This window comes from Pseudomonas sp. CROZ-RG-20F-R04-15 (assembly GCF_022662375.1).
GTDB lineage: Bacteria > Pseudomonadota > Gammaproteobacteria > Pseudomonadales > Pseudomonadaceae > Aquipseudomonas.
In genome coordinates, this window is sequence record NZ_JAKNQL010000010.1 from 61,255 (window position 1) to 73,897 (window position 12,643).

General features: G+C 58.5%; 10 protein-coding genes. All 10 read left to right on the plus strand.

The window, feature by feature from the left end; all coding sequences use genetic code 11:
• The first annotated feature begins 18 nt into the window (after positions 1 to 18).
• The 10 genes from atpA to L8H52_RS16445 all read left to right on the plus strand — a co-directional run bounded on the left by atpA (position 19) and on the right by L8H52_RS16445 (position 12,611).
• A complete protein-coding gene (gene atpA / locus L8H52_RS16400) occupies positions 19 to 1,563 on the plus strand; it encodes a F0F1 ATP synthase subunit alpha (protein WP_016984064.1) in 1,545 nt (514 codons plus the stop codon).
• A gap of 50 nt (positions 1,564 to 1,613) precedes the next feature.
• Positions 1,614 to 2,474 (plus strand): F0F1 ATP synthase subunit gamma, encoded by an 861-nt coding sequence (gene atpG, locus L8H52_RS16405; RefSeq protein ID WP_007911960.1) that lies wholly within the window; start codon positions 1,614 to 1,616, stop codon positions 2,472 to 2,474.
• Between the two features lie 27 nt (positions 2,475 to 2,501).
• Complete coding sequence (gene atpD, locus L8H52_RS16410) at positions 2,502 to 3,881, plus strand: F0F1 ATP synthase subunit beta (RefSeq protein ID WP_016984062.1); 1,380 nt, start codon at positions 2,502 to 2,504, stop codon at positions 3,879 to 3,881.
• 45 nt (positions 3,882 to 3,926) lie between these two features.
• Entirely contained in the window at positions 3,927 to 4,352 is a 426-nt protein-coding gene (locus L8H52_RS16415) for a F0F1 ATP synthase subunit epsilon (protein WP_007911962.1), read from the plus strand.
• 118 nt (positions 4,353 to 4,470) lie between these two features.
• Positions 4,471 to 5,838, plus strand: coding sequence for a bifunctional UDP-N-acetylglucosamine diphosphorylase/glucosamine-1-phosphate N-acetyltransferase GlmU (gene glmU, locus L8H52_RS16420; RefSeq protein ID WP_242207930.1), 1,368 nt, complete (start codon positions 4,471 to 4,473; stop codon positions 5,836 to 5,838).
• A gap of 161 nt (positions 5,839 to 5,999) precedes the next feature.
• A complete protein-coding gene (locus L8H52_RS16425; protein WP_242207929.1) occupies positions 6,000 to 6,776 on the plus strand; it encodes a DeoR family transcriptional regulator in 777 nt (258 codons plus the stop codon).
• Positions 6,777 to 6,778: 2 nt separating this feature from the next.
• The gene (gene glmS / locus L8H52_RS16430) at positions 6,779 to 8,611 is read left to right on the plus strand and encodes a glutamine--fructose-6-phosphate transaminase (isomerizing) (RefSeq protein WP_242207928.1); all 1,833 of its coding nucleotides are present in this window, start codon (positions 6,779 to 6,781) and stop codon (positions 8,609 to 8,611) included.
• A 266-nt stretch (positions 8,612 to 8,877) separates the two neighbouring features.
• Complete coding sequence (locus L8H52_RS16435; protein WP_242207927.1) at positions 8,878 to 9,804, plus strand: LysR family transcriptional regulator; 927 nt, start codon at positions 8,878 to 8,880, stop codon at positions 9,802 to 9,804.
• Between the two features lie 104 nt (positions 9,805 to 9,908).
• Positions 9,909 to 10,535 (plus strand): glutathione S-transferase, encoded by a 627-nt coding sequence (locus tag L8H52_RS16440; RefSeq protein WP_242207926.1) that lies wholly within the window; start codon positions 9,909 to 9,911, stop codon positions 10,533 to 10,535.
• A 45-nt stretch (positions 10,536 to 10,580) separates the two neighbouring features.
• Positions 10,581 to 12,611, plus strand: a complete 2,031-nt coding sequence (locus L8H52_RS16445; protein ID WP_242207925.1) for a pyridoxamine 5'-phosphate oxidase family protein — start codon at positions 10,581 to 10,583, stop codon at positions 12,609 to 12,611.
• Positions 12,612 to 12,643 lie beyond the last annotated feature (32 nt).

Consider the following 12,643-nt stretch of genomic DNA (forward strand, 5'->3'; position numbering starts at 1 on the left):
TGAAGGGGCAGCAGAGCAATGCAGCAACTCAATCCTTCCGAAATAAGTGAAATTATCAAGGGCCGCATCGACAAGCTCGATGTGACCTCCCAAGCCCGTAACGAAGGCACTGTCGTCAGCGTATCTGACGGCATCGTGCGGATTCACGGTCTGGCCGACGTAATGTACGGCGAGATGATCGAGTTTCCGGGCGGCGTCTACGGTATGGCCCTCAACCTGGAGCAAGACTCCGTAGGTGCCGTTGTACTGGGCGCTTACCAGTCTCTGGCTGAAGGCATGAGCGCCAAGTGCACCGGCCGCATCCTCGAAGTTCCGGTTGGTAAGGAACTGCTGGGTCGCGTAGTCGACGCACTGGGTAACCCTGTTGACGGCAAAGGTCCACTGGGCAACACCGAGACCGACGCGGTCGAGAAAGTTGCTCCAGGCGTGATCTGGCGTAAGTCGGTAGACCAGCCTGTACAGACTGGCTACAAGGCTGTCGATGCCATGATTCCTGTCGGCCGTGGCCAGCGTGAGCTGATCATCGGTGACCGTCAGATCGGTAAAACCGCTCTGGCGATCGACGCGATCATCAACCAGAAAGACAGCGGCATTTTCTGCGTCTACGTAGCTATCGGTCAGAAACAATCGACCATCGCCAACGTGGTTCGCAAGCTGGAAGAAAACGGCGCCCTGGCCAACACGATCATCGTGGCTGCCAGTGCTTCGGAATCTCCTGCGCTGCAATTCCTGGCACCGTACTCCGGTTGCACCATGGGTGAATTCTTCCGCGACCGCGGTGAAGACGCGCTGATCGTTTATGACGATCTGTCCAAGCAAGCAGTGGCTTACCGCCAGATTTCCCTGCTGCTGCGCCGTCCACCAGGCCGTGAAGCTTACCCAGGCGACGTGTTCTATCTCCACTCCCGTCTGCTGGAGCGCGCATCCCGCGTTTCGGAAGAATACGTAGAGAAGTTCACCAACGGCGCAGTGACCGGCAAAACCGGTTCCCTGACCGCACTGCCGATCATCGAAACCCAGGCTGGCGACGTTTCCGCGTTCGTTCCGACCAACGTGATTTCCATCACCGACGGTCAGATCTTCCTGGAATCGGCCATGTTCAACTCGGGCATCCGCCCTGCAGTGAACGCCGGTGTTTCGGTATCCCGTGTGGGTGGTGCCGCTCAGACCAAGATCATCAAGAAGCTCTCCGGTGGTATCCGTACCGCTCTGGCTCAGTACCGTGAACTGGCGGCATTCGCCCAGTTCGCTTCTGACCTGGACGAAGCGACCCGTAAGCAACTTGAGCATGGTCAGCGCGTTACCGAGCTGATGAAGCAGAAGCAATACGCACCAATGTCGATCGCTGACATGGCGCTGTCGCTGTATGCCGCTGAGCGTGGGTTCCTGACTGACATTGAAATCGCCAAGATCGGCAGCTTCGAACAAGCGCTGATTGCTTTCTTCAACCGCGATCACGCCGATTTGATGGCCAAGATCAACGTTAAAGGTGACTTCAATGACGAAATCGACGCTGGCATGAAAGCCGGTATCGAGAAGTTCAAGGCCACCCAAACCTGGTAAGCCGCAGCGGGAGCCGCGAGGCTCCCGCTTGCTAACCTGATAGGTGTTACATGGCAGGCGCAAAAGAGATTCGCAGTAAGATTGCGAGCATCAAAAGCACGCAAAAGATTACCAGCGCCATGGAAAAAGTGGCGGTCAGCAAAATGCGCAAGGCACAAATGCGCATGGCTGCTAGCCGTCCTTATGCGGAGCGTATCCGCCAGGTTATTGGGCATCTGGCCAACGCCAACCCGGAATACCGCCACCCGTTCATGATCGACCGCGAAATCAAGCGCGTTGGTTATGTCGTAGTGAGCAGTGACCGTGGTCTGTGCGGCGGCTTGAATACCAACCTGTTCAAGGCCCTGGTCAAGGACATGGCGGTAAACCGCGAAAACGGCGTCGAGATTGATCTGTGTGTTGTTGGTAGCAAGGGTGCGGCCTTTTTCCGCAACTTCGGCGGTAACGTCGTTGCAGCTATCAGCCACCTGGGTGAAGAGCCGTCGATCAATGATCTGATCGGCAGCGTCAAGGTGATGCTGGATGCCTACCTGGACGGCCGTATTGACCGCCTGTCCGTGGTGTCCAACAAGTTCATCAACACCATGACGCAACAGCCTACCGTGGAGCAGTTGATTCCACTGGTGGCCACCCCGGATCAGGATCTCAAGCACCACTGGGACTATCTCTACGAACCGGATGCCAAAGAGCTGCTTGACGGCTTGATGGTCCGCTACGTTGAGTCGCAGGTCTACCAGGCGGTGGTCGAGAACAACGCGGCTGAACAAGCTGCGCGGATGATCGCGATGAAGAACGCTACCGACAACGCCGGTGATTTGATCAGCGATTTGCAGCTGATCTACAACAAGGCGCGTCAGGCTGCGATCACCCAAGAGATCTCGGAAATCGTCGGCGGCGCTGCCGCGGTTTAACGGTTCAAATATTCAGAGGATCCAGCTATGAGTAGCGGACGTATCGTTCAAATCATCGGCGCCGTTATCGACGTGGAATTTCCACGCGACAGCGTACCGAGCATCTACAACGCTTTGAAAGTCAAAAGCGATGCCGGCACCACTCTGGAAGTTCAGCAGCAGCTGGGCGACGGCGTGGTTCGTACCATTGCGATGGGTTCCACCGAGGGCTTGAAGCGCGGTCTGGAAGTTACCGACTCTGGCGCAGCCATCTCCGTACCGGTCGGTAAAGCGACCCTGGGCCGGATCATGGACGTCCTCGGTAACCCGATCGACGAAGCTGGCCCGATCGACACCGAAGAGCGTTGGGGCATTCACCGTCCAGCGCCTTCGTTCGCTGAACAGGCAGGCGGCAACGACCTGCTGGAAACCGGCATCAAGGTTATCGACCTGGTTTGCCCGTTTGCCAAAGGCGGTAAAGTCGGTCTGTTCGGTGGTGCCGGTGTAGGCAAAACCGTAAACATGATGGAACTGATCCGTAACATCGCCATCGAGCACAGCGGTTATTCCGTGTTCGCCGGTGTGGGTGAGCGTACTCGTGAGGGTAACGACTTCTACCACGAGATGAAGGACTCCAACGTTCTGGACAAAGTGGCACTGGTTTACGGTCAGATGAACGAGCCGCCGGGTAACCGTCTGCGCGTAGCTCTGACCGGCCTGACCATGGCCGAGAAGTTCCGTGACGAAGGTAACGACGTTCTGCTGTTCGTCGACAACATCTATCGTTACACCCTGGCCGGTACTGAAGTATCCGCACTGCTGGGCCGTATGCCTTCGGCAGTAGGTTACCAGCCGACCCTGGCTGAAGAGATGGGCGTTCTGCAAGAACGTATCACTTCGACCAAGGAAGGTTCGATCACCTCGATCCAAGCGGTATACGTACCTGCGGATGACTTGACCGACCCGTCGCCAGCGACCACCTTCGCCCACTTGGACGCCACTGTCGTTCTGTCCCGTGACATCGCTTCCCTGGGTATCTACCCGGCAGTAGATCCACTGGATTCGACTTCGCGCCAGCTGGATCCGAACGTAATCGGCCAGGACCACTACGACACCGCTCGCGGCGTTCAGTACGTTCTGCAACGTTACAAAGAGCTGAAGGACATCATCGCGATCCTGGGTATGGACGAGCTGTCGGAAGCCGATAAGCAGTTGGTAAACCGTGCTCGTAAGATCCAGCGCTTCTTGTCGCAGCCGTTCTTCGTGGCTGAAGTCTTCACCGGTGCTTCGGGTAAATACGTTTCCCTGAAAGACACCATTGCTGGCTTCAAAGGCATCCTCAACGGTGACTACGACCACCTGCCAGAACAAGCGTTCTACATGGTTGGCGGCATCGAAGAAGCGATCGAGAAAGCCAAGAAACTGTAATCCCGGCGCCCGGCAACGGGTGCTAATTTAGGTTGAGGCAATCAGATGGCTATGACAGTCCATTGCGATATCGTCAGCGCGGAAGGGGAAATCTTTTCCGGCCTGGTCGAGATGGTGATTGCGCACGGTGCACTGGGTGATCTTGGTATCGCTCTGGGTCACGCGCCGCTGATCACTAATCTGAAGCCAGGTCCGATCCGCCTGATCAAGCAAGGCGGGGAGCCTGAGGTGTTCTACATCTCCGGTGGTTTCCTCGAGGTTCAGCCGAACATGGTCAAAGTGCTTGCCGATACCGTGCAACGTGCCGCCGACCTGGATGAAGCTCAGGCTCAAGCAGCTCTCAAGGCTGCCGAGCATGCTCTGCATGAAAAAGGCGCTGATTTCGACTACAGCGCTGCGTCAGCTCGTCTGGCCGAGGCTGCAGCTCAGCTGCGCACCGTCCAGCAGATCCGCAAGAAGTTTGGCGGTTAATCCGTCAGCCGCTTGTTGTGCGATTGATAAAAAAGGGTAGCCTCGGCTACCCTTTTTTCTTTTCCGAATTCCCGAAACCCGGTCGCAGTTGCTGACCACCCAGGATTGGTAGCCAGTCATGTCTCTTGAAATCGTTATCCTCGCGGCCGGTCAAGGCACTCGTATGCGTTCGGCCCTGCCGAAAGTACTGCATCCGATTGCCGGCAATTCCATGCTGGGTCATGTTATCCACAGCGCCCGCCAACTCGATCCACAACGCATTCACGTGGTCATCGGCCATGGCGCTGACGTAGTGCGTGAACGTCTGGCTGCTGACGATCTGAATTTCGTCCTTCAAGACAAACAACTGGGCACCGGCCACGCCACTGCCCAGGCTGTGCCGTTCATTACTGCCGACACCGTGCTGATTCTCTACGGTGATGTGCCGCTGATTGAAGTCGAAACCCTGCAGCGACTGCTCAAACATGTCGTGCCTGGGCAGATGGGTTTGCTCACCGTCGAGCTGCAAGACCCTACCGGTTACGGCCGTATCGTGCGTGATGCCGACGGCAAGGTGGCCGCAATCGTTGAACACAAAGACGCCAGCGAAGCGCAACGCGCGATCACTGAAGGCAACACTGGCATTCTCGCAGTCCCGGCCAATCACTTGGCCGACTGGATGAGCCGCTTGTCGAACAACAATGCCCAGGGCGAGTACTACCTGACCGATGTGATCGAAATGGCGGTCAGTGATGGTCTGGTGGTGGCCACCGAACAACCGCACGATCCAATGGAAGTGCAGGGCGCCAATGATCGCAAGCAGTTGTCCGAGCTGGAGCGTCATTACCAATTGCGCGCTGGCCGTCGTCTGATGGCGCAAGGCGTCACCTTGCGGGATCCGGCACGTTTCGATGTGCGTGGCGAAGTGACCGTGGGTCGAGACGTGCTGATCGACATCAACGTGATCCTCGAAGGCAACGTGGTCATCGAAGATGATGTGGAGATCGGTCCGAACTGTGTGATCAAGGACAGCACCCTGCGCAAAGGCGTGGTGATCAAGGCCAACTCGCACATTGAAGGTGCGGTGCTGGGCGAGGGCAGTGATGCCGGACCATTCGCGCGCCTGCGTCCAGGCACCGTGCTCGAAGCACGTGCGCATGTGGGTAACTTTGTCGAGCTGAAAAACGCCCACATGGGTGAAGGCGCCAAAGCAGGTCACCTGACTTATCTGGGCGATGCCGAGATCGGTGCGCGTACCAACATTGGCGCCGGCACCATCACCTGCAACTACGATGGCGCCAACAAGTGGAAAACCGTATTGGGTGCGGACGTGTTCATTGGCTCCAACAATTCGTTGGTGGCGCCTGTGGATATCTCTGACGGTGCATCCACAGCAGCCGGATCCACCATTACCCAGAATGTGGATAACGCGCAGTTGGCCGTTGGTCGTGCGCGGCAGAGAAACATCGATGGCTGGAAGCGGCCGGAGAAGATCAGGAAGAGCTGAGTTATCCACAGCTGCCTTTTGAACATCAAAAGATCGCAGCCTTCGGCAGCTCCTACGGGGACTGTTGGAGGTTGCGATTTTTTTTGGATGACGGCTTGACGATTTATGGCTGATAGGTTTTGATTGCTTCCGTTATCTTTCGAATCGAAACTTAGGTCGCCATGTCGAAACGCAACACGCCACAACGCCGCCATAATATTCTCGCCTTGCTCAACGAGCAGGGCGAAGTCAGTGTGGATGAACTGGCCAAGCGCTTCGAAACCTCCGAAGTTACGATTCGCAAGGACCTCGCCGCGCTGGAAAGTCATGGTCTGTTGCTGCGCCGCTACGGTGGGGCGATCACCATGCCGCAGGAACTGGTCGCGGAAACGGCGCAGAGCATTTCCAAATACAAACAGGCGATTGCCCGCGCGGCGGTGAAACGCATCCGCGAACACGCGCGGATCATCATCGACAGCGGCAGCACCACCGCTGCGATGATCCCCGAACTCGGCCAACAGCCAGGATTGGTGGTGATGACCAACTCCCTGCATGTCGCCAACGCCTTGAGCGAACTCGAACACGAACCGGTGCTGTTGATGACCGGCGGCACCTGGGATCCGCATTCGGAATCCTTCCAGGGCCAGGTCGCCGAGCAAGTACTACGCTCTTACGACTTCGACCAGTTGTTCATTGGCGCCGACGGTATCGATCTGGTGCGCGGCACGACGACTTTCAATGAATTGCTGGGACTGAGCCGGGTCATGGCCGAGGTGGCGCGAGAAGTCATCGTCATGGTCGAGGCCGACAAGATCGGTCGCAAGATCCCCAATCTGGAACTGCCGTGGAGCAGCGTCCATACCCTAATTACCGATGATCGCCTGCCTATCGAAGCGCGCGATCAGATACAGGCCCGCGGTATCACCGTGATTTGCGCGGCTGTCAGTCAGGAGAAATAAGCATGTGTGGAATTGTCGGCGCAGTTGCTGAACGTAATATCACCGCCATCCTGCTCGAGGGCCTCAAGCGCCTGGAATACCGCGGCTATGACAGCGCCGGTGTCGCGGTCTTCACCAACGACGAAACCCTTGAGCGCATGCGTCGTCCGGGCAAGGTCAGTGAACTCGAAGCCGCATTGGCCGAGCATCCGCTGGTTGGCCGTCTCGGCATTGCCCACACCCGTTGGGCGACCCACGGCGCACCCTGTGAACGCAACGCCCACCCGCATTTTTCCGGCGACATCGCGGTGGTGCACAACGGCATCATCGAAAACCACGAAGCCCTGCGCGAACAATTGAAAGCGCTGGGTTATGTGTTTACTTCGGATACCGATACCGAAGTCATCGCTCACCTGCTCAACCATAAACTCAAGGATCAGCCTGATCTGAGCGTTGCACTTAAAGAGACGGTCAAGGAACTGCACGGTGCTTATGGCCTGGCCGTGATCAATGCCAAGCAGCCGGATCGTCTGGTCGCCGCCCGCAGTGGCAGCCCGTTGGTGATCGGTCTGGGTCTGGGCGAGAACTTCCTTGCCTCTGACCAGTTGGCCCTGCGTCAGGTCACCGACCGCTTCATGTACCTGGAAGAAGGCGATATCGCCGAAATTCGCCGCGATAACGTGCAGATCTGGGACGTAAGCGGCAACGCTGTCGAACGCCAGACCGTGCAGTACAGCGACGGTGCCGAAGCCGCCGACAAAGGCGAATATCGCCACTACATGCTCAAGGAAATCCACGAGCAACCGGCCGTTGTGCAGCGCACCCTCGAAGGTCGCCTGAGCAACGATCAGGTGCTGGTACAAGCGTTCGGCCCACAAGCGGCCGAGCTGTTCGCCAAAGTGCGTAACGTACAGATCGTCGCCTGTGGCACCAGCTATCACGCCGGTATGGTCGCCCGTTACTGGCTCGAAGAACTGGCCGGTATCCCGTGCCAGGTCGAAGTCGCCAGTGAATTCCGCTACCGCAAAGTCGTGGTGCAGTCGGACACCCTGTTTGTGACCATCTCGCAATCCGGTGAAACCGCCGACACCCTTGCGGCCCTGCGTAACGCCAAAGAGCTGGGCTTCTTGGCCAGCCTGGCGATCTGCAACGTTGGCATCAGCTCGCTGGTGCGCGAATCCGATCTGACCCTGCTGACTCAGGCCGGCCGCGAAATCGGAGTCGCCTCAACCAAAGCTTTCACCACGCAATTGGTCGGTCTACTGCTGCTGACCCTGTCGCTGGGCCAGGTGCGCGGCACGTTGGCCGACGGCGTTGAAGCGCGTCTGGTCGAAGAGCTGCGTCGCCTGCCAACCCGTCTCGGCGAAGCATTGGCCATGGACAGCACGGTGGAAAAGATCGCCGAACTGTTCGCCGAGAAAAACCACACCCTGTTCCTTGGCCGTGGTGCGCAATTCCCAGTGGCGATGGAAGGTGCCCTGAAACTCAAGGAAATCTCCTACATCCACGCCGAAGCCTACCCGGCCGGCGAACTGAAACACGGCCCGCTGGCGCTTGTGGATAACGACATGCCGGTAGTCACCGTGGCGCCGAACAACGAACTGCTGGAAAAGCTCAAATCCAACCTGCAGGAAGTCCGCGCCCGTGGCGGTGAATTGATCGTGTTCGCCGACGAAAAAGCCGGCATGACCAACGGCGAGGGCACCCACGTGGTTCAGATGCCGCACATCCACGACATTCTCTCGCCGATCCTCTACACGGTTCCGCTGCAGTTGCTGTCGTACTACGTTGCGGTGCTTAAAGGTACGGACGTGGATCAGCCGCGTAATCTGGCGAAGTCAGTGACGGTGGAGTAATTGTCCTTACGCAGGGGCGAGAGTTTTCTTGCTCCCTGCGTTGTTCCCCCTGCTTTATTACTTCACCAATTTCCTCTACTGAAAATCCGCGAAAAAATCCGCCTATCGTTGCTGACCAAAACCTCCGGCGGCTAGATAAGACGGGCGTTTGAGCGCATTTATAGCTTCGTAAAAATCCGCGATTACAGTATTTTTTGAGCGGTCGATCGCTTTCTCGCTGGTGTAATCGTTTCCAAAGAACCTATCGCCCCGCTGAGAGGTATTGGATGGATCGCTTCCAGGAAATGCACATCTTCACCACCGTCGCCCAGGAGCAAGGCTTCTCTGCTGCCGCGCGGCGCTTGGGGTTGTCGGCCGCAAGCGTCACGCGGGCGGTAGCGGCGCTGGAGTTGCGGATTGGTACGCAGTTGCTGATTCGCACCACGCGCAGTGTGCATTTGAGCGAAGCGGGGCAGCGTTATCTGGAGGATTGTCGACGGATTCTTGCCGAGGTGCAGGAAGCCGAGGATTCGGCGGCGGGCAGTCATGCCGAGCCGCGTGGGCAATTGACGGTCACGGCGCCGGTGTTGTTCGGCGAGTTGTTTGTCACGCCGGTGATGGCGGGTTATCTCGCGCAGTACCCGGACGTGTGCATCAATGCATTGTTGGTCGACCGAGTGGTGAGTGTTGTCGAGGAAGGCATTGATGTTGCGGTGCGTATCGGTGATCTGCCGGACAGCAACCAGCATGCGATTCGCGTGGGCGAAGTGCGGCGGGTGATTTGCGCTTCGCCTGCTTACTTGGATAAACACGGTCGTCCCGAGCATCCACGGGCGTTGGCCGGGGCGCCGGTGGTGGCGACTTCATCGATCGGGCAGCAGCGCAGTTGGCCGTTTCTTGAACACGGCGAGCCGTTGAGCGTGCGCCCGGAACCGCGTCTGGTGGTGACGGCGAATCAGGCGGCCATCGCTGCTGCCTGTTTGGGGTTGGGGTTCACTCGAGTGTTGTCCTATCAAGTCGCCAGCAAAATCGCCACCGGAGAGCTGGAAATCGTCCTTGCCGAATTCGAGCTGCCGCCATTACCGATCCACGTGGTGTATCAGGGTGGGCGCAAGGCGCCGGCGCGAATCCGCAGTTTCGTCGATTTCACGGCCAAGGCTTTGCGTGAGCACCCGGCGCTTAAAAATGCTGCGTTATTGCATGAGCTGAAATAATCGATTGCAGTTGCTGGTGATTCTGTTGTTTTCGCGATCAGGGGAAGATGGCTGCCTCGGCGCGCTCATCCCCGCAGCGGCGCCCCTGTCCAGCGGAGTCGACCATGCAAGCGATCAAACTCTACAACTTTCCACGTTCCGGCCACGCCCACCGTGTCGAGTTGATGTTGTCCCTGCTACAACTGCCGACCGAGCTGATCTTCGTCGATCTGGCCAAGGGTGAGCACAAGCAGCCGGCGTATCTGGCGATCAACAGTTTTGGCCAGGTACCGGCCATTGATGACGGCGGCGTGGTGCTGGCCGACTCCAACGCAATTCTGGTGTATCTGGCGCAGAAATACGGCAATGGTCGTTGGCTGCCCGCTGACCCGGTCGGTGCGGCACGGGTGCAGCGCTGGTTGTCGGCCGCCGCCGGACCTATTGCTTTCGGCCCCGCTGCCGCCCGTTTGGTCACCGTATTCGGCGCGCAACTGAATGCTGAAGAAGCCATCACCCGTGCGCACAACCTGCTCAAGGTAATGGACGCCGAGTTGGGTAAAACGGCGTATCTGGCCGGCGCCGAACCGACCATCGCCGACGTCTCCGCCTACAGTTACATCGCCCACGCACCGGAAGGCAATGTGTCGCTGGACGACTACGGCAACGTTCGCGGCTGGCTGGCTCGCGTTGAAGCCTTGCCCGGTTTCGTCGGTATGCCGCGCACTGTCGCCGGTCTGCAAACCACTGCCTGATTTTCGCAATCCACACTGTGCCAGCGGTGCAGGGGAGAGGTCGTGATGGAACGTTCACCGTGGCACGCAGGCGAGCAACAGTTGCAGGCGAAAGTCGGGGTTGCCGAACGCATGGGGGCGTTCGGGCGTAAGGTGATTCGCACGTGGATGCCGGATCAGCACCGTGAGTTCTATCAGCAATTGCCCTTCATGCTGTACGGCGCCGTCGATGCGCAGGGTCGGCCGTGGGCGAGCGTGCTTGAAGGTGCGCCGGGGTTTGCCCACTCGCCCGATCCCGAGCATCTGCATTTCGCCAGCCAACCCTCGGCCGATGATCCGGCGCAACTGCGCAACGGCGAGCCGATCGGTTTACTCGGCATCGAACTGCACACCCGCCGGCGCAATCGCCTCAACGGCCATGTCGACAATCTGACCGCGCAGGGTTTCGACGTGAGCGTGGATCAGGCTTTCGGCAACTGCCCGCAATACATTCAACTGCGCCAGTTTCAGCGTGTGCCGCTGACGGATCCACAGACGCGCCCGGCTAAACATTTGGATGGCCTCGATGATGCGGCCACCGCGCTGATCACTGGCGCGGATACGTTTTTTGTCGCCAGTTATGTGGATGTCGATGGCTTGCGTGCGGTGGATGTTTCTCATCGCGGTGGTCAACCCGGTTTCGTACGCGTTGAAGGGAATCGTCTGACCATCCCGGACTTTGCCGGCAATCTGCACTTCAATACCCTCGGCAATTTGCTGCTCAACCCTAAAGCGGGCTTGCTGTTCATCGACTTTTCCACAGGCGATGTGCTGCAACTCAGCGGGCGTACCGAGATTCTTCTCGATGATCCGCAGATTGAGGCTTTTCAGGGCGCCGAGCGCCTGTGGACATTCGATGTGGAAAAACTGGTGCGGCGCCCGGCGGCATTGGTGTTGCGCTGGCGCTTCGACGGCATGTCGCCGACCAGTCTGTTGACCGGTAACTGGGCCGAGGCGGACGCACGTTTGCAGGCGCAGGCGCTGGGCAATCAATGGCGGCCGCTGCGGGTGGCGAAGATCGAAGCGGAGAGTCAGCACATTCGCTCGATCTATCTGGAGCCCACCGACGGTGCCGGTTTGCCGGTGTTTCTTGCCGGCCAGCATCTGCCGCTGCGTTTCACCCTTGATGGCGATGTACACATCCGCACTTACAGCCTTTCGAGTGCGCCGTCGGATGGTTTTTACCGGATCAGCGTCAAGCGCGAAGGCCTGATTTCATCGCATCTGCATGAACAGATTCGCGTCGGCGATGTACTTGAAGCGCGGGCGCCGCAAGGGCATTTCACCGTGGCGCCACTGGAACACAGGCCGTTGGTGTTATTGGCGGCCGGAGTAGGCATCACGCCGTTGCTGTCGATGCTGCGCGAAGTGGTCTACCAAGGCCTACGAACGCGGGGTATTCGTCCGACATTGTTATTGCAGAGTTCACGCAGCCTGGCGGATCAGCCGTTTCGCAAGGAACTGGATCGCTTGCTTGAGAGTGCTGGCGATTCTGTGCGCGTGGTGCGTTTGCTCAGCCAGCCGGAAGCCGAACTGCACGAAGGTGAGGATTTCGATCTGTCGGGGCGTATCGACGCGCAAGTGCTGAGAAACCTGCTGGATGCCGAGGATTTCGACCAGCTCGACTTTGTCCTCTGCGGCCCCGGTGGTTTTACCCAAGGGTTGTACGACACCTTGCGTGAGCTGGATGTACGCGACGCGCAGATTCATGCGGAAACCTTCGGGCCGTCGACGCTGAAACGTCAGGCCGATCCGGACGCGATCGTCATCGAACAACCGCCCGCAGCGACCACATCGGTTCCGGTGGTGTTCGAGCGCTCGGCGAAAGAGGCGCGCTGGCAGCCGGATGGCGGGAGTTTGCTGGAACTGGCGGAAAGCCGGGGTTTACGTCCCGAGTTCAGCTGCCGTGGCGGTTCGTGCGGTACCTGCAAGACCCGACTGGTCAGCGGGGCGGTGAATTATCCACAGGTGCCGGCGGACATTCCGGAGGCGGGGCATGTGCTGATTTGCTGTGCCGTTCCGGCACAAAGCACGCAGCCTTTAGTGCTGGATCTGTAATTCTGAACCCACCACAAATACCCTGTGGGAGC

Coding starts and splice junctions, on each gene's coding strand:
- glmS (WP_242207928.1), top strand. CDS start 6,779: ATGTGTGGAATTGTCGGCGCAGTTGCTGAACGTAATATCACCGCCATC.
- L8H52_RS16435 (WP_242207927.1), top strand. CDS start 8,878: ATGGATCGCTTCCAGGAAATGCACATCTTCACCACCGTCGCCCAGGAG.
- glmU (WP_242207930.1), top strand. CDS start 4,471: ATGTCTCTTGAAATCGTTATCCTCGCGGCCGGTCAAGGCACTCGTATG.
- atpG (WP_007911960.1), top strand. CDS start 1,614: ATGGCAGGCGCAAAAGAGATTCGCAGTAAGATTGCGAGCATCAAAAGC.
- atpD (WP_016984062.1), top strand. CDS start 2,502: ATGAGTAGCGGACGTATCGTTCAAATCATCGGCGCCGTTATCGACGTG.
- atpA (WP_016984064.1), top strand. CDS start 19: ATGCAGCAACTCAATCCTTCCGAAATAAGTGAAATTATCAAGGGCCGC.
- L8H52_RS16440 (WP_242207926.1), top strand. CDS start 9,909: ATGCAAGCGATCAAACTCTACAACTTTCCACGTTCCGGCCACGCCCAC.
- L8H52_RS16415 (WP_007911962.1), top strand. CDS start 3,927: ATGGCTATGACAGTCCATTGCGATATCGTCAGCGCGGAAGGGGAAATC.
- L8H52_RS16425 (WP_242207929.1), top strand. CDS start 6,000: ATGTCGAAACGCAACACGCCACAACGCCGCCATAATATTCTCGCCTTG.
- L8H52_RS16445 (WP_242207925.1), top strand. CDS start 10,581: ATGGAACGTTCACCGTGGCACGCAGGCGAGCAACAGTTGCAGGCGAAA.